General features: G+C 34.9%; 21 protein-coding genes, 1 tRNA gene and 1 pseudogene. 17 read left to right on the forward strand and 6 right to left on the reverse strand.

The window, feature by feature from the left end; translation table 11 throughout:
• The first annotated feature begins 41 nt into the window (after nt 1-41).
• From ATE47_RS05395 to ATE47_RS05420, 6 genes are all read left to right on the forward strand, one after another.
• Complete coding sequence (locus tag ATE47_RS05395; RefSeq protein ID WP_062160998.1) at nt 42-932, forward strand: aspartate carbamoyltransferase catalytic subunit; 891 nt, start codon at nt 42-44, stop codon at nt 930-932.
• A gap of 235 nt (nt 933-1,167) precedes the next feature.
• Entirely contained in the window at nt 1,168-2,250 is a 1,083-nt protein-coding gene (locus ATE47_RS05400) for a carbamoyl phosphate synthase small subunit (protein ID WP_062160999.1), read from the forward strand.
• Between the two features lie 38 nt (nt 2,251-2,288).
• Nucleotides 2,289-2,675, forward strand: a complete 387-nt coding sequence (locus ATE47_RS05405) for a four helix bundle protein (protein WP_062161000.1) — start codon at nt 2,289-2,291, stop codon at nt 2,673-2,675.
• Nucleotides 2,676-2,698: 23 nt separating this feature from the next.
• A complete protein-coding gene (gene carB, locus ATE47_RS05410; RefSeq protein WP_062161001.1) occupies nt 2,699-5,881 on the forward strand; it encodes a carbamoyl-phosphate synthase large subunit in 3,183 nt (1,060 codons plus the stop codon).
• A gap of 168 nt (nt 5,882-6,049) precedes the next feature.
• Nucleotides 6,050-6,478, forward strand: a complete 429-nt coding sequence (locus ATE47_RS05415; protein ID WP_062161002.1) for an SRPBCC family protein — start codon at nt 6,050-6,052, stop codon at nt 6,476-6,478.
• Between the two features lie 43 nt (nt 6,479-6,521).
• The gene (locus ATE47_RS05420) at nt 6,522-7,016 is read left to right on the forward strand and encodes a hypothetical protein (RefSeq protein ID WP_062161003.1); all 495 of its coding nucleotides are present in this window, start codon (nt 6,522-6,524) and stop codon (nt 7,014-7,016) included.
• 21 nt (nt 7,017-7,037) lie between these two features.
• On the opposite strand, the gene ATE47_RS05425 is transcribed toward ATE47_RS05420, so the two are convergent.
• The gene (locus ATE47_RS05425; protein WP_062161004.1) at nt 7,038-7,886 is read right to left on the reverse strand and encodes a hypothetical protein; all 849 of its coding nucleotides are present in this window, start codon (nt 7,884-7,886) and stop codon (nt 7,038-7,040) included.
• Nucleotides 7,887-8,001: 115 nt separating this feature from the next.
• Between ATE47_RS05425 and ATE47_RS05430 the strand changes: the two genes are divergently transcribed.
• From ATE47_RS05430 to ATE47_RS05450, 5 genes are all read left to right on the forward strand, one after another.
• Complete coding sequence (locus ATE47_RS05430) at nt 8,002-8,514, forward strand: methylated-DNA--[protein]-cysteine S-methyltransferase (protein WP_185097137.1); 513 nt, start codon at nt 8,002-8,004, stop codon at nt 8,512-8,514.
• Nucleotides 8,515-8,544: 30 nt separating this feature from the next.
• Nucleotides 8,545-9,150 carry a DUF2911 domain-containing protein gene (locus tag ATE47_RS05435; RefSeq protein ID WP_062161005.1) on the forward strand — a complete coding sequence of 202 codons (606 nt, stop codon included), beginning with the start codon at nt 8,545-8,547 and terminating at the stop codon, nt 9,148-9,150.
• Entirely contained in the window at nt 9,150-9,677 is a 528-nt protein-coding gene (locus tag ATE47_RS05440; RefSeq protein ID WP_062161006.1) for a GNAT family N-acetyltransferase, read from the forward strand. The genes ATE47_RS05435 and ATE47_RS05440 overlap by 1 nt, the downstream gene beginning before the upstream one ends.
• Before the next feature lie 40 nt (nt 9,678-9,717).
• Complete coding sequence (locus ATE47_RS05445) at nt 9,718-10,089, forward strand: cupin domain-containing protein (protein ID WP_062163460.1); 372 nt, start codon at nt 9,718-9,720, stop codon at nt 10,087-10,089.
• A gap of 112 nt (nt 10,090-10,201) precedes the next feature.
• Nucleotides 10,202-10,579, forward strand: a complete 378-nt coding sequence (locus ATE47_RS05450; protein WP_062161007.1) for a PEGA domain-containing protein — start codon at nt 10,202-10,204, stop codon at nt 10,577-10,579.
• 126 nt (nt 10,580-10,705) lie between these two features.
• On the opposite strand, the gene ATE47_RS05455 is transcribed toward ATE47_RS05450, so the two are convergent.
• The 3 genes from ATE47_RS05455 to ATE47_RS05465 all read right to left on the reverse strand — a co-directional run bounded on the left by ATE47_RS05455 (nt 10,706) and on the right by ATE47_RS05465 (nt 12,932).
• Nucleotides 10,706-11,449 carry a dienelactone hydrolase family protein gene (locus tag ATE47_RS05455; RefSeq protein WP_062161008.1) on the reverse strand — a complete coding sequence of 248 codons (744 nt, stop codon included), beginning with the start codon at nt 11,447-11,449 and terminating at the stop codon, nt 10,706-10,708.
• Nucleotides 11,450-11,802: 353 nt separating this feature from the next.
• Nucleotides 11,803-12,417: an HAD family hydrolase gene (locus ATE47_RS05460; RefSeq protein WP_062161009.1), complete on the reverse strand. Its 615-nt coding sequence runs from the start codon at nt 12,415-12,417 to the stop codon at nt 11,803-11,805.
• An 89-nt stretch (nt 12,418-12,506) separates the two neighbouring features.
• Nucleotides 12,507-12,932, reverse strand: a complete 426-nt coding sequence (locus tag ATE47_RS05465) for a type I restriction enzyme HsdR N-terminal domain-containing protein (RefSeq protein WP_062161010.1) — start codon at nt 12,930-12,932, stop codon at nt 12,507-12,509.
• Between the two features lie 9 nt (nt 12,933-12,941).
• Between ATE47_RS05465 and holA the strand changes: the two genes are divergently transcribed.
• The 3 genes from holA to ATE47_RS05480 all read left to right on the forward strand — a co-directional run bounded on the left by holA (nt 12,942) and on the right by ATE47_RS05480 (nt 15,458).
• Nucleotides 12,942-13,979 carry a DNA polymerase III subunit delta gene (gene holA, locus ATE47_RS05470; RefSeq protein ID WP_062161011.1) on the forward strand — a complete coding sequence of 346 codons (1,038 nt, stop codon included), beginning with the start codon at nt 12,942-12,944 and terminating at the stop codon, nt 13,977-13,979.
• Between the two features lie 221 nt (nt 13,980-14,200).
• Nucleotides 14,201-15,142, forward strand: coding sequence for a thioredoxin-disulfide reductase (gene trxB, locus ATE47_RS05475; RefSeq protein WP_062161012.1), 942 nt, complete (start codon nt 14,201-14,203; stop codon nt 15,140-15,142).
• A gap of 228 nt (nt 15,143-15,370) precedes the next feature.
• Nucleotides 15,371-15,458 (forward strand) — tRNA-Ser (locus tag ATE47_RS05480).
• Nucleotides 15,459-15,698: 240 nt separating this feature from the next.
• On the opposite strand, the gene ATE47_RS05485 is transcribed toward ATE47_RS05480, so the two are convergent.
• On the reverse strand, nt 15,699-17,231 hold the full coding sequence (locus ATE47_RS05485; protein ID WP_062161013.1) for a T9SS type A sorting domain-containing protein: 1,533 nt from the start codon (nt 17,229-17,231) through the stop codon (nt 15,699-15,701).
• A 1,235-nt stretch (nt 17,232-18,466) separates the two neighbouring features.
• On the opposite strand from ATE47_RS05485, the pseudogene ATE47_RS19520 reads away from it, so the two are divergent.
• The 3 genes and pseudogenes from ATE47_RS19520 to ATE47_RS05500 all read left to right on the forward strand — a co-directional run.
• Nucleotides 18,467-18,646, forward strand: a pseudogene (locus tag ATE47_RS19520) (EndoU domain-containing protein); the annotation flags it as partial.
• 6 nt (nt 18,647-18,652) lie between these two features.
• On the forward strand, nt 18,653-19,156 hold the full coding sequence (locus tag ATE47_RS05495; protein ID WP_062161015.1) for a hypothetical protein: 504 nt from the start codon (nt 18,653-18,655) through the stop codon (nt 19,154-19,156).
• A gap of 41 nt (nt 19,157-19,197) precedes the next feature.
• A complete protein-coding gene (locus ATE47_RS05500) occupies nt 19,198-19,566 on the forward strand; it encodes a hypothetical protein (protein ID WP_062161016.1) in 369 nt (122 codons plus the stop codon).
• Nucleotides 19,567-20,068: 502 nt separating this feature from the next.
• On the opposite strand, the gene ATE47_RS05510 is transcribed toward ATE47_RS05500, so the two are convergent.
• Nucleotides 20,069-20,623 (reverse strand): hypothetical protein, encoded by a 555-nt coding sequence (locus ATE47_RS05510; RefSeq protein ID WP_150114789.1) that lies wholly within the window; start codon nt 20,621-20,623, stop codon nt 20,069-20,071.
• Nucleotides 20,624-21,002: the final 379 nt, after the last annotated feature.

Here is a 21,002-nt window from a genome sequence, read left to right on the forward strand (position 1 = left end):
GATATTTTCTTCGCTTTTTTTTTGTAAAAATTTAAGATAATATGTTTACGATTACAGAACTAAGCACCGAGAGAATCAACAGTATACTGACTGAAGCAATGGCTTTTGCAAACGGAAAAACTGCTAAAATTGAAGGAGAAGTTTTTTGCTCAAATCTTTTCTTTGAAGACAGTACAAGAACAAAAACAAGTTTTGATATTGCCGAAAGAAAATTAGGACTGCAAGTGGTGCCTTTTGACGCATCTCACAGTTCTGTAAACAAAGGGGAAAGCCTTTATGATACGGTAAAAACAATTGAAAGCTTAGGCGTAAATCTGGTTGTAATCAGAGATAAGAAAGACAGATATTTTGACGAATTAAAAAACATTAAAATCCCTGTGATCAACGGAGGAGACGGAACAGGAAACCATCCATCCCAATGTATGCTGGATTTGATGACAATTTATCAGGAATTCGGAAAGTTTGAAGGCTTGAAAATAGGAATTGTAGGAGATGTAAAACACAGCCGTGTTGCTAATTCCAATGCCGAAGCACTCAGAAGATTAGGTGCAAAGGTGTACTTCTCAGGTCCGGAACAATGGTTTGATGAAGGAGCTTTGATTAACGGGACTTATTTATCTGTAGACCAGCTAATTGCTGAAGTAGATGTTTTGATGCTGCTAAGAATCCAGCACGAAAGGCACGATGCAAAAATGAGTTTCTCCGCTTCGGAATACCACAGAAAATATGGTTTAACGAAAGAAAGAGAAAAAGCAATGAAAAAGGAAGCAATTATCATGCATCCGGCACCCATCAACAGAGGTGTTGAAATTGATACAGACTTAGTGGAATGCGAACGTTCAAGAATTTTCAAACAGATGCAGAACGGTGTTTTCGCAAGAATGGCAATTTTAAAAGAAGCCTTGGAAAAACAAGGATTTACTTTTAAATAAATCAATAGAAAAACAAAGAGAAAAGATAACGCCCGCAAAATTCCCGTCCTCTGGAATCGAGGAACGAGATTCGCCGAATCAAACTATAAAAATAAAAATGATTGAGGCACTGGTGGCGAAAATTCAAAAGAATTTTTGACGGGGTGGTTTAAAAAGTAAAAAAGAATAAGAAATAAAATAACAGAATGAAGAAGTCTGACTTCTAATTTCTAAAATCTAATATCTAATTTAAAAAATGAAGAAAAAATTAATACTGGAGTCCGGTGAAGTGTTTCATGGAGAAGGTTTCGGAGCAGAATTGGAAACTGCAGGAGAAGTGGTTTTCAATACCGGAATGACGGGGTATCAGGAGTTGATCTCTGATCCTTCATACTGCGGTCAGATTGTTTGTATGACCTATCCGCTTATCGGAAACTATGGGATTAATAGAGATGATTATGAGAGTATTGAGCCGGCTATTAAAGGGCTTATTGTAAAAGAAGTCTGTGATTTTCCATCAAATTTCCGTACTCAGATTACTTTAGATGAATTATTTAAAAAGAAAAACCTTTCAGGAATTTCAGGAATCGATACCAGAAGACTGACAAGAATTCTTCGTAACCACGGTGTGGTAAAAGGAAAAATTGTGAACATGGATGCTGATGAAAACGCAGTAGTTTCAGAATTAAAATCAACAACTTTTCCAACCAATCAGGTGGAGCAGGTTTCTACAAAAACAGCCTATGCCAATCCGGGAAGAGGTCTGAAAGTGGTATTGGTAGATTTTGGATCTAAATTGGGAATTATCAGAGAATTATCTCAAAGAAACTGTGATATCACGGTAGTTTCTCAGGACGTGACGGCAGAAGAGATTTTATTAATGAATCCGGACGGCGTCATGTTGTCAAACGGTCCTGGTGACCCGGAAGATAACCAGCATGCCCTGGAAATGATTCGCGGATTATTAGGAAAAGTTCCGATTTTCGGGATCTGTTTGGGTCACCAATTAATCGGTTTGGCTTGCGGGGCGAAAACTTTCAAGTTAAAATTCGGACACAGAGGAGGAAATCATCCGGTTTTAGATTTAGAGAAAAATAAAGTAGCCATTACTTCCCAGAATCATGGGTATGCGGTTGATCAGGAAAGTCTGAAAGGAACAGATTTAATGGAAACACACATCGCATTGAATGACAGAACAAACGAAGGTCTGAAACACAAAATTCACCCTTGTTTCTCAGTTCAATATCACCCTGAAGCTAGTCCGGGCCCTGAAGATGCAAATTATTTATTTGATGATTTCATTCAGTTAATGGAGGATTTTAAGAATAAGAAAAATTAATAATAGATTTTAGATAGTAGACATCAGATAACAGACTTATGCATAATTTTGAGAAATTACTTTTCTGGCAGAAATCAATAGAACTTGCGAAGGAGGTTTATATTGTTTGTGCTGAATTGCCAAAAGATGAAAAATTTGGTTTAATTTCTCATATTAAAAGATCAGTAATCTCCATTCCGTCAAATATTGCCGAAGGAGCAGGAAGAAATAATGATAGAGAATTTTATCATTTTCTTGGAATTGCAAATGCTTCTTCTTTTGAATTGCAGACTCAATTAATCTTAACAAGGGAGTTAAATTTGCTTAATGGAGAGAAAGTTAACAGTCTAATATCAAATCTGAATGAAATTCAAAGAATGATTTATACATTCAAATCTAATTTAAAAAATAAACACAACGCTGGAAGTCTAAAATCTGACATCTAGCATCTCATATCTTAAATTTAAAAATGGCAAAACGTACAGATATAAAAACAATTTTAGTAATCGGTTCAGGCCCAATCATCATCGGTCAGGCAGCGGAATTTGATTACGCAGGAACGCAGGCTTGTTTGTCTTTAAAGGAAGAAGGCTACAAGGTAATCTTGATTAACTCAAACCCTGCAACGATCATGACGGATGTTGAAATCGCAGATAAAGTGTATATCGAGCCGATTTCACTTCAGTTTGTAAGTCATATCATCAGAAAAGAACGTCCGGATGCACTTTTACCAACGCTTGGCGGACAAACCGGCTTGAATATGGCGGTAGAATTGGAAAAAGCAGGAATTCTTGAAGAATGTAAAGTTGAGGTGTTGGGAACGAAGCTTTCAGCCATCAACAGAGCGGAAGACAGAGATTTGTTCCGTGAATTGATGAGAGAACTGAACGAGCCGGTTCCGGAATCTGACATCGTAAATACGGTAGAAGGAGCAATAAATTTTGCTAATAAAATCGGGTATCCTGTCATTGTTCGTCCTGCTTTCACAATGGGTGGAACAGGAGGTGGTATCGCTTCTAATGAAGTTGAATTGAAAGAAATTGCTGAATTAGGTTTAAAATACAGCCCTGTTACACAGTGTCTTATCGAAAAATCAATTGCAGGTTTTAAAGAAATCGAATACGAAGTAATGCGTGATGCAAACGACAACGCGATTGTGGTTTGTAACATGGAAAATATAGATCCGGTAGGAGTCCACACGGGTGACTCGATCGTTGTTGCGCCTTCTCAGACACTTTCGGACAGAGAATATCAGTTGCTGAGAAACGCTTCATTAAAAATCATCAGAGCATTGGGAATCGAAGGAGGATGTAACGTACAGCTTGCCCTGGACCCACATTCATTCGAATATTATATCATTGAGGTAAACCCGAGAGTTTCCCGTTCATCAGCATTGGCAAGTAAAGCAACAGGATATCCGATTGCAAAAATTGCAGCAAAAATCGCGGTGGGTCTAACCTTAGATGAAATCATGAATCCGGTTACAGGAAAGACTTACGCTTGTTTCGAACCGGCTTTAGATTATGTGGTGACTAAATTCCCAAGATTCCCGTTCGATAAATTCGAAACGGCTGACAGAAGATTATCAACTCAGATGAAAGCAACGGGTGAAGTAATGGCCATCGGAAGAAATTTTGAGGAATCTTTACAGAAAGCCATCCGTTCTCTGGAAACAGGAATTAAACACATCGGTTTAAAAAAGAAGCAAGCTGACGCACTTACAGACGAAGAAATCGAAAGAAGAATCAGAGTTTGTGATGACGAAAGATTGTTCATCATCGGTGATGCATTAAGAAGAGGATACGATTGGGAAAGAATCGTGGAATGGAGTAAAATTGATAAATTCTTCATCTGGAAAATCAAAAAATTAATTGATTTTGAAAAAACAATCGCTGAAAATAAATTTAACAAAGAAATTTTATTAGAAGCTAAAAAATTAGGTTTCGCTGATATAAATATCGCTGTTCTTTGGGATGTTACGGAGCGTGAAATCTTCAATTTCAGAAAAGAAAACGGAATGATGCCGGTTTTCAAAATGGTAGACACCTGCGCCGCAGAATTTGAAAGTGAAACCCCATATTTCTACGGAACTTACGAGGAAGAAAACGAAAGTATTGCTTCAGATAAAGAAAAGATCATCGTTCTTGGTTCTGGACCTATCAGAATTGGACAGGGTGTTGAGTTTGATTATGCTACGGTTCACTCGGTTTGGGCAATCAAAGAGATGGGTTACGAAGCGATTATTATCAATAATAACCCTGAAACAGTTTCTACAGATTTCTCAATTTCAGATAAATTATACTTCGAACCATTAACGGAAGAAGATGTAATGAACATCATCGACCTTGAACAGCCAAAAGGAGTGGTAGTACAGTTTGGTGGGCAGACAGCGATCAATTTAGCGGATAAATTAGCTTCTCACGGAGTTCAGATTTTAGGAACTTCTCTGGAAGATCTTGACAGAGCCGAAAACAGAGATAAGTTTGAAAAAGCCCTTCAGGAAATGGGAATTCCTCAGCCTTTAGGAAAAACTTCCACTTCAAAAGAGGAAGCGATAAAAATTGCTAACGAAATCGGTTATCCGGTATTGGTTCGTCCAAGCTATGTGTTGGGTGGTAGAGCCATGGAAATTGTTTATACAGAAGCGGAATTGGCTCATTACATGGAGTTTGCGGTAGAAGCAAGCCCCGATCAGCCGATCTTGGTCGACAAATATATGGTCGGAAAAGAGATCGAAATTGATGCGATCTGTGATGGTGAAACAGTAATCATTCCGGGAATTATGGAACATATCGAAAGAGCGGGAGTTCACTCTGGAGACTCTATCGCGGTGTATCCTCCACAAAATATTTCACAAAGTGAAGTTGAAACTTTGGTAGACTATACTCAAAGATTGGCGAAAGGATTGAATGTAATAGGATTGATGAATATCCAATACGTTCTTTTTGAGGGGAATGTATATGTAATCGAGGTAAATCCACGTTCTTCAAGAACAGTTCCTTTCTTATCTAAAATCACGGAAGTTCCAATGGCAAACTTAGCTACAAAAGCAATTTTAGGTAAAAAGCTGACAGATTTAGGATACAAAAACGGATTGGTACCCAATAAAGAAGGTGTTTTCGTGAAAGTTCCTGTATTCTCTTTCTCAAAACTAACGAAGGTTGACATCTCTCTAGGCCCTGAAATGAAGTCTACAGGAGAGGTTATGGGTAAAGATACGACACTTGAAAAGGCACTTTACAAAGGGTTGGTTGCCGCAGGAAGAAAAGTTCCGATGCACGGCTCAATCCTCTTCACGGTTGCCGATAAACACAAGCAGGAAGCGGCTGATCTGGCGGCGAGATTCCATGAAGTTGGTTTCAGAATCTGGGCAACGGAAGGAACTGCAAAATTCTTCGAAGAGAAAGGAATTCCTTGTAAAATAGGATATAAAATCGGAGAAGAAAGTGTAAATCTTATCGATCTGATTCAAAAAGGAAAAGTTCAGTACGTTGTAAATACCACTACGAAAGGAAAACAGGCTGAAAGAGATGGTTTCCAGATCAGAAGAATGAGCGTGGAAAACGGTGTTCCTTGTTTGACATCAATGGATACGGTAGAAGCCATCCTGAAAGTGATCGAAAGCATGAGTTTCAAAATGGAGACAATGTAAATTCACTTTGTCAAAGTTTAAAATCTTTGACAAAGTTTTTTAAATATTACACCCGGCAGGTTTCTGAAACCTGTCAGGTGTTTTTTTATTAATGAAGAATATTCTTGTATATTTAAAACCTATTATCTTGAAAATTATTACTTTCAAAAAGCTTAAATTATTTTTAAAATGTCAACACAAAATTTCACATACTCTTTCACTACTTCAAAGCCTGTTCACGAAGTTTTTAAGATTTTAATGACTCCCAGGAAATGGTGGACGGGTTTATACAACGAAATTATCACAGGAAGTTCAGAAAAGGTAGATGATGAATTTATTTTTACTGCTGGAGACGGTGCTCATCATTCTGTTCAAAAGTTGATAGAAGTTATTCCTAATGAAAAAATAGTTTGGGAAGTTATCAATAGCAATCTTACATTTTTAAAAGAGACAAATGAATGGGCGGGAACTAAAATCACCTTTGAAATTTCCACAAGCGATAATAAAACAAACGTAGTATTCATTCATGATGGCCTGGTTCCAGAGTTTGAATGTTATGGAGGATGTTCAAGTGCCTGGTTGCAGTATCTGGAAAATTTGGAAAAAGCATTGAATTAAATCCATTTAATGTTAAATATAACTTCTTCAAATCAAAATAGCAATGGCAGAATATCAAGCAAAATCAATTAATTCCTTATATTTTGAAGTCACCAACAATGATAAATTAATAGGAAAACTTATCTACAAAAACTGGTTTAAATTTAGTGCTGAAATTGAGATCTTAAATTCTAAATACCAAATCGAGCCGAAAGGTTTTTGGGGAACAACAGTCGAGCTCAGAGACGGAGGAAATGTACTGTTGAAATTCACCATGAACTGGAATGGAGATATTGTTGTGCATACTTATTTTGACAATATTGAAAAGGATTATGTCTTTAAATACAGAGGGATTTTTAAAGATTCTTTTGCGCTTACCGATGAGCATGGAACCGAGCTTCTCATCATGAAACCGAATTTTAAATGGAATTCATTGAATTACGAATATCAGATAACAACAACGGATGCTTTTGAAGATTTTTCTCAGAAAGGAATACTATTAATAAATTCTTTACACTGTGCGAATTATTATATGTCCATGATGATGTCTGCAATGTAGGTAAACAATTCAAATTATTTTTCAATTAAGTTTATAATAAGGCTCTTTGAAATATTTGCTTGGCTTAAAATAAACGGTTTTTCTCTCTGCATCAAAGATCCAGATAAATCTTCTCAATAAATCGGCCCCGAAATAACTTACTTTCTGGGTTTTGAGATCACCGGCAAAAAAACCTGCAGAAACATCTTTTAAAACCAAGTTTCCGAGCTTTAAAAAGGGTAGGACTCCCTGTTTTGTAATTACACTTTGTCCGGCAGAATTTTTTAATGTTTTTTCACCTGTAATTTTCAGTTTTTTATCTAATTCTTTACCATCTGCAAACTTATTGCTGTAAAGTATCCCGCCGGAATAGCCGGATTGTAGAAGAAAATACACTTCCTGCTGTTCATTGTCGATCACATTATCTGCAACAATATAAAACTGCCCGTTTTCAGAAAATAAAGGCATCGATTCATATCCTTTTAAATCAGGTTTTTCGTCATAAATTACAAACTGATTGTTATCATAATCGATTTTAAATGTTTTTCCTGCAAAAATTCCGGTTCCTATTTTTCCGTCAGCCTCATGACCAGTTAATTCATTATCAAAAAATTGAACGTTTTTTATTATTAATTTTCCAATTTTAACGGTATTATTTTCGCTGATTTCATCTTTAAAAATAATATGATCTGCTTTTCTTTGTCGTTCAGGAGAAATGGAACCACCCTCCATAGCGATCTGGAACATCAGGTCAAGAGAGTCTTTGTCATTTATTAAGGTTTTTACAATGATGTTGTTGTGTTTTGTAATTCTAAACGGAATTTTTTCCTGAGCTTTTAACATCAAAAAACCGACAGAAAACAGGAATAATAGACTTACTTTTTTGAACATTATTGTGTGAATATTAGTTTTTTAAGTTTAGAAAATTAGCCTTTATTTTTGAAATATAAAATAAATGATGGTTAAAAGATAGATAAATGAAGGAATTTTTATTAATTTTAATTAAATGGAAATGATATACCGCAAAACCATCCAAACCCCACTCGGAGAAATGATTGCCTGTGCCGTAGACGAGGGAATCTGCCTGCTGGAATTTACCGACAGGAAAAATATTGAAAAACAATTCACTTCTTTAACAAAATCTTTGAACGCAGAAATTAAAGATGGAAATCATATTCATTTCGGACAATTGGAAAATGAATTAACAGAATATTTTGAAGGCAAAACACAACAATTTGAAGTGCCATTATTCATTAAAGGAACAGAATTTCAGCAAAAAGTCTGGCAATTGTTGAGGGAAATCCCGATGGGCGAAATCAGGACCTACAAACAGCAATCCGAGTTTTTAGGTAATCCGAAAGCAATCCGCGCGGTGGGAACGGCAAACGGAATCAATAAAATTGCCATTTTAATTCCTTGTCATCGCGTGATCGGCTCAAACGGCGAATTGGTGGGATATGCAGGCGGAATTTGGAGAAAACAAAAATTATTGGAATTGGAGAAGGCTATTCTGTTTTGATTTTGTAATTTTAAACAAAAAATTTATCAAGTGAAAAAGTTATTATTTGCACTTTGCATATCAGCTTCAGCTATCAGTTTTGCTCAGGATTATTCAGTACCGGCAGCGAGTCCGCGTCAGAAAGTAGAGCAGCAGTTTTCAATGTCTAAAATCATGATCGACTACGGAAGACCGGGCGTGAAAGGACGTAAAATCTTCGGAGAACTGGTTCCTTACGGGCAGGTTTGGAGAGCGGGAGCAAACTCATCAACAAAAATTACTTTCGGACAAGCTGTAAACTTCGGTGGAAAAATTGTTCCGGCAGGAACTTACGGATTATTCATTATTCCGACTGAAAAAGAATGGAAAGTGATCTTAAATAAAGATTTCCAGCAGTGGGGAGCTTATACTTATGATCCAAAACAGGATGTTGTAGATGTTACGGTTCCGGTTAACAAACTGGCAGACAAGCAAGAGTGGTTTGAAATTACCTTAAACCCGACAGACGAAAATTCTGCAAACCTTGTGTTGAAATGGGATACGGCTCAGGCTGAGGTTGCTTTGAAACCTGCAAGACCGGATGCAGTTATTAAAATTTCCGATAAATTAAAGGAAATCAAGAAAATAGAATCTGACGCAGCAAAAGCAAAAAGCTAATGAACTTCTCAATTCAAGATGTTTTAGAGAACGAAAAATATCAATTAATCCCCTTACAGCAAGGGGATTTTGAGTCTTTATACGAAGTGGCTTCCGATCCAAAAGTCTGGGAACAGCACCCGAACAAAGGCCGTTACCAAAAAGAAGTTTTTGAGAACTTTTTTAAAGGAGCCATCGAAAGTAAAGGTGCTTTTAAAATTGTCGATAAAGCTACGGGAGACGTTCTTGGGAGTACCCGTTTCTATGATTTTGATGAAAATAAAAACAGTATTTTCATAGGATATACTTTTTACGGCACGAAATCCTGGGGAAAAGGCATTAATCCTCAGATTAAAAAATTAATGCTCGACTATATTTTTCAGTTTGTGGATGCTGTTCATTTTCATATCGGAAAAGAAAATTACCGTTCGCAGATTGCACTGGAAAGGCTTGGCGGAGAGAAGGTTGCAGAAGAAGAAGTTGCCTATTTCGGGGAGCCGACAAGAACTAATTTTGTTTACGAAATCAAAAAAGAAAATTGGATATAAAACAAATTTTCTCACAAATAACACCATTAAACAATTATTTATGAAAAAGTTTAAAATTCAAAAATCACCATTCATTGTTCCGACAATAGACGGAAAATTAATTGAAGAACATTGGGGAAATTCTACCCAGAATTCAAATATTTCGATTGCCCACATGGTGGCACCGCCGGATTGGAGCGAGCCGTATCAGACTCCGCAGTTTGATGAATTTACCTTAATTATTTCAGGAAAAAAGCAATTTGAAATAGATGGAGAAACTGTTATTTTAGAAAAAGGGCAAAGTATTTTGGTGGGAAAAGGAGCCAGAGTCCGTTATAGCAACCCTTTTCCGGAACAATGCGAATATGTTTCCATTTGTCTTCCCGCGTTTTCTATGGAATTGGTGAACAGGGAAGAGGAAGGAGTGGATTAAAAAAATGTAACAATCTAACAGTATCAATGTACTAACTAATAATAAAATTTTGTTAAACTTTTAAATTGATGAATATCTTTTTGTAATTTCGCACCTTTAAAAATACAATCAGATGAAAAAAACATTCTTAATCGCGTTGGTGTTAGGCACAACACTTTCTACAACCTCATGTGCAACTATTATTACAGGCACAAAAGACAAAATTTCTTTCACATCAACTCCTGAAGGCGCAAAAGTGTTCCATAAAGGAATTGAAAAGTGTACTACTCCCTGTACTGCTGAAATCCCAAGATCTTTAAGCAAGCAAATGATTACTTTCGAAAAAGAAGGCTATAATAACAAGGAAGTAAAGCTGGTTAAAAAATTTAATCCGGTAACATTAGTAAACATTCTTCTTGGAGGGGCGATCGGTGTTGGTGTTGATGCTGCAACAGGTTCTTTAACAAAATATTCGCCAAAAGCATATACAGTAGAATTAGAATCTAAGTAATTACTATAATGCTTCGACTTGGCTCAGAATGGGGTCACTAGGATTTCATAAGCACAGTTAGTGTTAGGAAATGTCATGCTGAACGAGGTCGAAGCATCTTAATCTTAGAAGTTTAAAATTTAAGCCTTATTTCAAAATCTCCTTTAAAAACATCAGCGTATGACTCCATGCTCTTTTGGCCATCACTTCATTATAATCCGGTGATTTTGGATCTGTAAAAGTATGTTTTGAATGAGCATAAGTGATGATCTGCCAGTCAGCATTTCCTTCATTCATCTCTTTGATGAGGTTATTGTAATCTTCAGGAGTAACTCCTTTGTCGTCTGCAGGATTTTCAACTAAAATTTTAGTCGAAATCGGTCCGTTTTTTCTGGTCTGGTCCTTTCCAATACTCCCATGAATCGAAACAACGCCCGCCACAGGGAGATTTCCCCTCGCAGATTCCAAAGCTCCCGTACCTCCGAAACAATATCCGATCACCGCAATTTTATTGGGAATTGCTCCATTTTTCTTCAATTGTTCCAAAGCCAGAGAAATTCTTTTCTGATAAGCTTCGTAATTTTTCTTGTAATAACCTGAAGTTTTTGCCGCAGTATCGCTGTCTGTCGGGATGTTCCCTTCCCCGTAAATATCAGCAATAAAAGCGATATAACCCTGTTTCTCCAGTTCAATGGCGGCAGTTTTTGCTTCGTCGTCAATGCCTTTCCAGGCGGGCAAAATCAGCACTCCGGGAAGCTTTTTTCCTGCATTGGAAGTTACAAGACCATTAAGTTTTTGAGAACCGTCCTGATAAGAAGCTGTTTTAAGGCTCTGACAGAAAATTGTTCCTGAAGTCATAAGAAAAGCGGTTAGTAAGATTGATCGTATCATATTTTGTAATTTATTTTTTTGGAGCTATTTGACTACATCGAATTGCAGATTTATTTATTTTTGAAGCAATTTCCGGCTTTTCGTTGCAATCTTTTTTTTCAAAAAAGGATTTCCACTGCAATCCGGGCTAGGGTATTTGTCGTTTTTTTCAACATTTGTCATTGCGAGGAGAGAAGTGACTAAGCAATCTCTTAATTACTTCCTTTCTCATCCTGATCAAACACAAACATTCCTTCGTTGTCTCAACCAAAACTCAGTTGTCATTGCTGGTGCAGATCAAAAACGAAAGCTCTCATCTAAATTAATAAAAATAACCTATAATGAGGATCAATAAAATATTATAAAGTTTCTAATTATTCGAATTTTACTCCTAGATTAATCAGTTCCTTTTCCAAATCAGTTTCCGGGGTAACATGAACAGTATTGAAACCTAAAGACTGCGCCATTTCAATATTCTTAGGATTATCATCAATAAAGATAGATTCTTGAGCATCAAGGTCATACCTTTCCAACAAAACGTGCCATATTTTCGGATCTGGCTTGATTAATTTTTCCGTTCCCGAAACCACAATTTTCCCGTCAAATAATTGGAAAAAATCATAATTTTCCAACGCATAAGGAAAAGTTTCCTCTGACCAGTTGGTTAATCCATATAATTGATAATCAGTTTTTCCAAGCTTCCTCAAAACTTCCACATTGTGAGGAATGTCGCTTTTCAGCATAACGGTCCAGTTATCGTAATAAGCTCTCAATTCTTTTTCCCATTCCGGGAATTTTTTCACCTGGATTTCCGTGCCTTCGGATAACAATCTTCCTCTGTCCTGTTCTTCGTTCCATTCGGATTGAGCAATATTTTCAAGGAAATATTCCATTTTTTCGTCATCATTGAAGTATTCTTTAAAAAAATACCTCGGATTCCAATCCACTAAAACGCCTCCAAAATCGAATACGATGTTTTTAATTTTCATACTTTTTCTAAGGTTAAGGTTAAGGTTAAGGTTAAGGTTAAGGTTAAGGTTAAGGTTGGTGCAAAATTTTAATCTGAACCCTAACAATCTTATTTATAAAATTGATATTGTTCGTTTTCATAATATGCATTGATATGCTGCAAACCATTCGTCAGGATAATTTCTTTTGCTCCTACAATGGAATTATACCTTGCCGTCTGTTCAAACGTTTTTTCCGTTAATTTAATATGTGGAGCTTTACATTCGATTAAAATTATAGGTTCTGTTTTTTCTGTAACGAGTAAGTCAACTCTCTTCGTTAAACCATTCAAAACAATCTTTTTTTCTGTAATTAAAGCAGATGTAGAGTAGGACTTCACGGTGAGATAATAGTGAATCCAGTGTTGACGCACCCACTCTTCAGGAGTGAGCAAAAGGTAAGTTTTACGAACCAAATCATAAATAAAAAACTTATCTTTGTCTCTCTTGAATTTAAAATCAAAAGTTTCCTGAAAATTCAGTTTCGGAAGTTCCATTAATATAAGATGAAAGAATTAGATTTAATCCTCAAAAGTATTAAAAATAAAGAAGTTTTACCGATTTATTTTTTCCATGGAGAAGAACCTTACTTTATTGATCTTGCTGTAAAAGCCCTTGAACACGACTTTTTGAATGAAGATGAAAAAGCTTTCAATCAAACTGTGGTTTATGGAAAAGATACGTCTTATCAGGAAATTCTTTCGCTGGCAAGACAGTTTCCGATGATGGGAGACAGGCAGGTAATTATCGTAAAAGAAGCTCAGGATTTAAAATTAACTGAGCCCGAAACGAAAGCATTGGAAGCTTATGTGGAAAATCCGGTGCCATCTACCGTTCTGGTTTTTGCGCATAAACACAAGAAGTTAGACAGCCGGAAAAAGGTGACGAAATCTTTGGATAAGATGAAATGCCTTTTTTTAAGTGAATCCATCAAAGAGAATAATCTTCCGAAATGGATTGCCGACGAATGTATTAAACTAAGCATAAAAACAGCCCCGAATATTTCCCATTTACTGGCAGAATATCTTGGGAACGACCTTTCCAGAATCGCCAATGAACTGAATAAGCTGAAAATTATTCTTAAAGAAGGCGAAGTTCTGGATGGAACAATTATCGAAAATCACATCGGGATCAGCAAAGAATACAATGTCTTTGAATTACAGAAGGCTTTAGGTACAAAAAATGCCAATGCAGCATTTAAAATTGCTCATTTTATGGGTAAAAATCCTAAAAATAATCCTTTTGTAATGATGTTGTCGAGTTTATACAATTATTTTTCCAATGTGATTATTTATAATACGATGATCGGGCAGCCTCCACAGGTTATTGCTTCCCAAATGGGTGTAAACCCTTATTTCATCAAAGATTACGCGGAATCTGCAAGATTGTATCCTTTAAAACATGCAACGAGAGTAATCTCTATTTTAAGGGAATTCGATATGAAAGGAAAAGGCTTGGGAGCAGTCAATATGAGCGAAGCGGAATTGATTAAAGAACTGGTTTACAAGATCATTAATGTTGATAAAATTAAGATGAAAGTGTAAAGAGTTATAAGTTAAGAGTTATGAATTATGAGTTTGCTGAATAACATGATTATATTCTCTAACCTCTAACCTCTAACCTCTAACTCATAACTCATAACTCATAACATAATCGAAAAGTAACATCTTACATATTGACAACTATCATTAAAATAACTTTAAATACTTATTAAAAATTACGAAATTAGCAGTCGGAAATTTTTAAATCTTTTGAAAAGCAAATTATGGAGCAAAACATTTTAGATTGTGTGATCGTTGGATCTGGACCTTCTGGTTTCACAGCGGCAATTTATGCAGCAAGAGCAGACTTAAAACCTGAACTATATACAGGTTTGGAGCCGGGCGGACAATTGACTACAACTACTGAAGTTGATAACTTTCCAGGGTATCCAGCAGGAATTACAGGTCCTGAAATGATGATGGATTTGCAGAAACAAGCAGAAAGATTCGACACAAAAGTGCATTATGAAATGATCACAAAAGTTGAATTTTCCAAGGAAGTTGGCGGTGTTCATAAATTATTTGCAGGAAATAAAGAAATTTTTGCTAAAACTGTAATTATTTCTACCGGAGCAACGGCAAAATATCTAGGTCTTGACGATGAGAAAAAATATGCCGGTGGAGGAGTTTCCGCATGTGCTACCTGCGATGGATTTTTCTATAAAGGAAAAGATGTAGTGGTAGTTGGGGCAGGAGATACTGCGGCGGAAGAGGCGACTTATCTTGCAAAATTGGTAAATAAAGTGACAATGTTGGTGAGAAAAGATGTTTTCAGAGCGTCTAAGGCGATGATTCACAGAGTTGAAAATACTCCGAATATTGAAGTAAAATTCCACCATGAATTAATAGGAATTGAAGGAGAAAACAGCCTTGTTGAAAGAGCAGTAGTGATTAACAATCAAACCAAAGAGACTTCTACCATTGATGTTGACGGGATTTTCATTGCTATTGGCCACAAACCAAATACTGATATTTTCGTTGGACAAATAAACCTTGATGAAAACGGATATATCCTAACTGAAAAGGGTTCTACCAGAACAAATCTTCCGGGAGTTTTTGCTGCGGGAGATGTTCAGGATCATATTTACAGACAGGCGATTACGGCTGCCGGAAGCGGTTGTATGGCGGCGATGGATGCTGAAAAGTATCTTGCAGAACTACATTAATAATACATTAAATTTAAATATAAACGCATCTTTTAAAAGGTGCGTTTTTTATTTTTGAAATAATCAAAAGAATAATGCTTATTGCATATAGCCTATTGCCATAAAATAATCAATCTGATTCTTAGATTATTATTAAGTTTTGTTAAAATTTGTTTTAAAAATATTTTGGGAATAACGAAAAACATTCTATATTTGCACCACTGAAAACGGCGTTACCGTCGGAGTTCAGGAGAGTTGGCAGAGTGGTCGATTGCGGCAGTCTTGAAAACTGTTGACTGTAACAGGTCCGGGGGTTCGAATCCCTCACTCTCCGCCAGTTGGAGAAACAAATAAAATCAAAAGTCTTTAAATCTTAGTGTTTAAAGGCTTTTTTGTTGTTTGGAGAGAGCAAAATGTATCAAACCTACGGCTTACTGTTCTATGTAAAGAGCAATCCTAAAAATCTCGGCCATTTATTTGCAAATCACTGCCTTAATTACAATTCAATAAAATAACCCGAAAAAATTAATTCTTCGGGTTATTTTTATTGAAATATCTTTTTATATTGGATTGAAATTTAATCTTTTATAAACTTTATTGCCTGTTGATTTCCCAGTTTAATAAGGTATGTTCCTTTTAGTAGAGATTCAACATTAATTTGGCCGTCTTGGGCATTACCTTTTAATAAAAGTTTACCTTCAATACTATAAATCGTAAAGCTATTATCTTCCTTTGTAAACTCCGGTGAAATATTTATAATTGTTTTAACCGGATTTGGATAAATCTTACCACTTCCCGCTAAGGTACTAGCTTCATTTGTTGCTAAAAATCCTCCGGTATATCTTGCAATAGCAATATCATTTCCACTATATCCTACGGCAATAATTCTATCATCTGGCTGAATGACCATATCAAATGCTTCATTTGCTGTATTTGATCCGAAAGTTGTAGTTACTTTTCCTGCTGTGCCAAAGGAGTTGTCAACTGAATAATTAGCATTTACCCTTGAGATACCGAATGACGAGCTTGTTGTAGAAGTAGCACTTGATCCTGCCATCACAATTTTGCCAGTACTGTCGACTCCCATACCATAGGCTATATCATTGATCAGAGTACCATAATCAAAAAATGCCCTACCAATTGCTGAAGTACCAGCTGCATTATATGAACCTAGGAAATAATCATATTTAGTAGATGTTAAGTTCCCACCACCGCTAAATAAAAAGCTGTCATCAGCATTTAAAATCATAGAGAAAGATTTATCATCAGCATTAAAACCTCCATTTACGGTAATCACTCCATCTGTTGAAAAGGAAGTATCTAAAGTACCATTACTGTTTAAACGGTATGCCATGTGATTGGAACTCCATTGTAATCCTTGTTGGTTGATCCAGCCCACAGCTGAAATTTTACCATTAGGTTTTACCGCTAGATCTTCAACAACATAATAATATGTTCCGTTTCCGGTATTATGAGTCAAAGCGTTTATTCCGGTAGTATTAAAAGTAGTGTCTAATGCTCCTGTATTTGTATACTTTGCTATAACAGCCTGAGATTGCGTTGTTGATGTAGCTGAAGTACCACCTACAATAATAGCTCCGGTTAGAGGATGTATTTTTACAACTTTTATTTCATCGGCTTTACCGGTAATAAATTCGGTTAATATCTTACCTCCTGTTCCGAAGGTTGTATCAATAGTCCCATCGGCTGTTAACCTTAATATTGCCGCATTTTTATTACTTCCGTCGTCAGAATATCCCGCCAGGACAATTTTACCGTCAGCCTGAAGAGCTAATGAATATACAACATCATCACTACCCGTTTGAAAATCATTGGTGAAAATACCATTAGTTCCAAAAGTTGTGTCTAATGTACCATTGGTATTATATCTGAGACACACAAAGTCTTGACCTGTCAGTGCGTTCACGGTCATTCCTGCAACTAATATTTTACCGTCTGGTTGTAGTGCAACCGAATAGGCTTTATCAGAGCCTGAACCAACAGAAGTGATCACTTTTCCTCCTGTTCCAAAAGAAGCATCCAAAGCTCCATATTGAGAAAATAAATTTAGACTACTTAATAGTAATCCCGAGAATAAAACTTTTTTCATAATTTCTGATTTTAATTTAAGACGCAATATAATTTTTGGGTTATTATCCTAATTTTAAGAAGATTTTCAAAAAAATCAGATTGAAAATATCCAGGATTATTTTGCCCCTATTATTTATTATTAATTTAATTGTACTTGACCGTTTAAAATTTATCGATATATGATTAAAAAACTAAACCTGCAAATCTATTGTCAACTTACCAGAAAGCATCTACTATAATTATACGTTGATTTTTAAAGTGTTTAAAAATAGATAGTTATATGTAGGATGCAGTAATATTGCAGTAATTTAAGATAGTCAACACTGATCTTTTTGTCTGTTTTTGCTAAAATTTTAGGGTAAATAATAATTTTTATGTTCTTAAAGTAAATAAGATAATGGCATTAAGTTAAGAATATGTGATTAGGCGTTATATAAATCTGGCAGATTTCAAGTAGAACACAGAAAATGAATTAATTCATAAAAAAAGACTTAGACAGGCTTAAAAATATTACTAAATAAACTTTAAATATCCAGTTAAATATGTTTACTGTGTAACTAATCTGTTGAATATTTTGTATGTAATCAAAATTATTGAGAAAATTTATTTTATTATTGTTCCCGTATTATTTTTTGCTCAGAAAATTCAGTTAAAAAAGATGAAATTTTATTTAATGAAAAGGAAATCGGAGTTTTAAAATCCAACACAAATAACTTATAACATGCTGGCCAGAATTGCCAGTACTTAAATAAATATAAAATGAGTGTGTTAAATGATTACAAAGTGAATTTTAGAGTTGTGAGAGTCCATAATTCTGACCATAAATTTATGAATTCAATAAGTACTGTATTAGATGCTTTAATTGTTGATTTTAATAACCCTATTAATTGTAATAGTCTTCTAAAAGCAATAGATATTCAAGCAAATGAAACAGGTAGTTTTTTTTATATAACAAGGTTTACAGTTATTAAGAATTACTAGCACAACAGTCAGTATATACCATAATTGATATGAATATGAAGCAAATCCAAATATTCCTGCTGATTATTCATTGCCGACAAGTGATTTCAAAGAAATTGTTCTAGCCTGGAGGAGCTTTTTAGGTAATTTACTTACATAATTTTACATCTAAACCTGGCTGCGCAAATTCTTTCGGTTTTGAGCAAGACTCAGAAATAAAGGTGAGTTGCATGAAAGAAGAATCAGTAAACTCATACTTTATATTGTGTACAATAGTAGAAAAGACCTAGTACTTTTTTTCCAGATAGCTGGACAAAAGAGAAATTGCAACAAGAACTAACATTTGCTTTCAAAAATAAAGTGCATTATAGCGGAAATGCATGGTTGGGAAAGATGAGTGATGGAGTAAAAATAGAAATAGCAATAGTAATAAGAAATGGTCAATTAAAAACAGCATATCCAATTTTTAAATAAATAAAAATGAGCAATACACAATTATTAAACCAATTTGGTTTAAATTTTTTTACAGTTAAAGATTTAGATTTTGGTATTAGAAATTATTCAGAATCAGATACATACCCTCTATTGTCACAGGTGTTGACTTTTAATGATTATATAGATATGGTAGAAGACATAGAATGGGAAATTGATAATGTTATAAGTGAAAATAGTTATGAAGATATTAGTGCTGTTTATATTCATATTCGAATATTTCCTAATGAGGTAAGAATATATGATGAAGGTACTAATAATTATAATCAACCTGATATTATTTTAAGTACAAATGATTTTAAAGCAATACTTAATGAATGGAAAGTCTATTTACAGAAGAATCAGAAAATTATGAATTATACAATTTTATCGCAATATAATTTAAAGTTTATTTCAATAACCAGAAACAAAATAAAAATTGGTTATGTGGAAACTACAAAACCAGAAAATATTTTAAGTTTTGATTTGTCAGACCTTTTTGCTGAGGGTTAACCGGTTTGAAATAATAACGTCTTGGCCTAAGAATTAATTATATGAGTGTACTATCAAATTATAAAGTGAAATTTGGTGTTAAAATTTTTTTTAATACTGAATTTGAATTTATCAGTTCTATAAATGAATCATTAAGTGCTTTTATTGGAACATTTCGTGATTCTAATAGTGTAAATCAATTATTCGATTCAGCAGACAAAGCACTATCATATCCCGATCTAAACTCGAATACAACTTATCCTGCACAAAGTATGATGCTTGCTGTTATAAAAAAATCGACTACAACGATTTATGATGAAGTGGATAAATATGAAAATCCTAATTACACTGCAGATTTTGAGTTACCAACCTCAGATTTTAAAGTAATAGTAGAGGCTTGGCGGGATTATTTGAAAAGTAGAGGAAAATAATAATTGTACGATGTCTTTGAATAATATTGAAAAATAATTTTTTTCATCACTTTGTGTTTTGATCCTTCCTACGGGAAGGTTTTTTTATTTCTTACTGTTAATAATAAAACCAACTCCTGAAAAGTTGGTTTTATTTACTAATATGTAAGAGTCACAATGATAAAATATAGAACAGACAGTGATTAATTTGTTCTTTTAGTTAATAGTGCGTTTAACAAAAAGTTTCCGCTCCAGTTACTAAGATTACCGCCACCAGCATCACCAATTAAATCTAATCTGGAAACAGAGACAGTAAGCCTCGTTCTCCCTGCGGTTCCATTGTTAACAAGGCTTATAAAATCCGCGGCAAAAATGTCAGGGAAACTTGAGCTATTTCCAGGAGTTAAAAAAGGATAAAGATTAGTGGTGTTAAATGGTGTACCTTGATATTCATATACAATTACCATTCTGCTGGGTCTGCTAAGAGTTGCACTTTGTGTGTAGGTGGTTGAGGTTTTGCTTATTACCCACCACGCATCTGTTCCAGTTCAGTGTCATAGCCCGTATTGGTGTGATTTGTCCAATCCGCAACTGCACCCGCAGATGCTAAAGCATGTGGAGGAATTCGTAATTGAGTACCATAGACTTCTACATTATTCGTAAGACTTGTAAACCCGAGAAAAGATAAGTCCCAAGTTCCTCCTGTGGTATTGGCATTATTTACAACTTCAACATAACCGCCTGGAAGGACCGGAAATGTAGTTGAAGTATTATTATTTAAACGTAAGACATTACCACCAGAAGCCTGTAAGGTTATAGTAAACGTACTTAAATTTTTTACTCTGTATACTCTTCCTGTAAAATTTGCCGTTCCAGTACCAATAATAGGAAGTGTAAATGTTGTATTTGCCGTCCCACTATAAGATATATAGTGGTCAGTACTGGCGATGGCATAAGTGTTTGTATTAACTTCTCTATATGATGCCTCAAAAGAACCATTTATGGCTAATGTACTATTTGGATTGATTTTATTAATCCCAACTTGAGCGGTCGCAAAAATAGATGACAAAATTGTCACAAAGAAATAATTTCGTTTCATAACTTTTTTTTATAAAGTTAATATTTTTATTTATAATGATTTATTTTTTTATTTAAGCAGAATAATATTGTTGAAAAACAAAGTATTGCTAGGAATATCGTATTACTGATGGGAAGAAATTTCCGTTAATTCTCAAATATAAAACATATATTTTCAATTACTACGATTCTCTATTAAAAAAGGAAATTTCGAAATAATTAGGATTTTTCTTATTTTAATTTTGCTTCTAATCTAATATTTCCAGCTTAATTACCACGAGTTGATTTTCGCTTTCTTTAGTGACCATTCGATTTATATCTAATTCCAGAAAATTGCAAATGCTGACAATAATCTCAATTGTTGGATTGGTTTCCGCCTT

This window comes from Chryseobacterium sp. IHB B 17019 (genome assembly GCF_001456155.1).
Lineage (GTDB): Bacteria > Bacteroidota > Bacteroidia > Flavobacteriales > Weeksellaceae > Chryseobacterium.

What these genes read in the sequence shown, in the direction of transcription:
- carB (WP_062161001.1), top strand. Translation starts at nt 2,699, where the DNA reads ATGGCAAAACGTACAGATATAAAAACAATTTTAGTAATCGGTTCAGGC.
- ATE47_RS05405 (WP_062161000.1), top strand. Translation starts at nt 2,289, where the DNA reads ATGCATAATTTTGAGAAATTACTTTTCTGGCAGAAATCAATAGAACTT.
- trxB (WP_062161012.1), top strand. Translation starts at nt 14,201, where the DNA reads ATGGAGCAAAACATTTTAGATTGTGTGATCGTTGGATCTGGACCTTCT.
- ATE47_RS05485 (WP_062161013.1), bottom strand. Translation starts at nt 17,231, where the DNA reads ATGAAAAAAGTTTTATTCTCGGGATTACTATTAAGTAGTCTAAATTTA.
- ATE47_RS05495 (WP_062161015.1), top strand. Translation starts at nt 18,653, where the DNA reads ATGAGCAATACACAATTATTAAACCAATTTGGTTTAAATTTTTTTACA.
- ATE47_RS05425 (WP_062161004.1), bottom strand. Translation starts at nt 7,886, where the DNA reads ATGTTCAAAAAAGTAAGTCTATTATTCCTGTTTTCTGTCGGTTTTTTG.
- ATE47_RS05430 (WP_185097137.1), top strand. Translation starts at nt 8,002, where the DNA reads ATGGAAATGATATACCGCAAAACCATCCAAACCCCACTCGGAGAAATG.
- ATE47_RS05465 (WP_062161010.1), bottom strand. Translation starts at nt 12,932, where the DNA reads ATGGAACTTCCGAAACTGAATTTTCAGGAAACTTTTGATTTTAAATTC.
- ATE47_RS05500 (WP_062161016.1), top strand. Translation starts at nt 19,198, where the DNA reads ATGAGTGTACTATCAAATTATAAAGTGAAATTTGGTGTTAAAATTTTT.
- ATE47_RS05420 (WP_062161003.1), top strand. Translation starts at nt 6,522, where the DNA reads ATGGCAGAATATCAAGCAAAATCAATTAATTCCTTATATTTTGAAGTC.
- ATE47_RS05450 (WP_062161007.1), top strand. Translation starts at nt 10,202, where the DNA reads ATGAAAAAAACATTCTTAATCGCGTTGGTGTTAGGCACAACACTTTCT.
- ATE47_RS05395 (WP_062160998.1), top strand. Translation starts at nt 42, where the DNA reads ATGTTTACGATTACAGAACTAAGCACCGAGAGAATCAACAGTATACTG.
- ATE47_RS05400 (WP_062160999.1), top strand. Translation starts at nt 1,168, where the DNA reads ATGAAGAAAAAATTAATACTGGAGTCCGGTGAAGTGTTTCATGGAGAA.
- ATE47_RS05460 (WP_062161009.1), bottom strand. Translation starts at nt 12,417, where the DNA reads ATGAAAATTAAAAACATCGTATTCGATTTTGGAGGCGTTTTAGTGGAT.
- ATE47_RS05440 (WP_062161006.1), top strand. Translation starts at nt 9,150, where the DNA reads ATGAACTTCTCAATTCAAGATGTTTTAGAGAACGAAAAATATCAATTA.
- ATE47_RS05415 (WP_062161002.1), top strand. Translation starts at nt 6,050, where the DNA reads ATGTCAACACAAAATTTCACATACTCTTTCACTACTTCAAAGCCTGTT.
- holA (WP_062161011.1), top strand. Translation starts at nt 12,942, where the DNA reads ATGAAAGAATTAGATTTAATCCTCAAAAGTATTAAAAATAAAGAAGTT.
- ATE47_RS05455 (WP_062161008.1), bottom strand. Translation starts at nt 11,449, where the DNA reads ATGATACGATCAATCTTACTAACCGCTTTTCTTATGACTTCAGGAACA.
- ATE47_RS05445 (WP_062163460.1), top strand. Translation starts at nt 9,718, where the DNA reads ATGAAAAAGTTTAAAATTCAAAAATCACCATTCATTGTTCCGACAATA.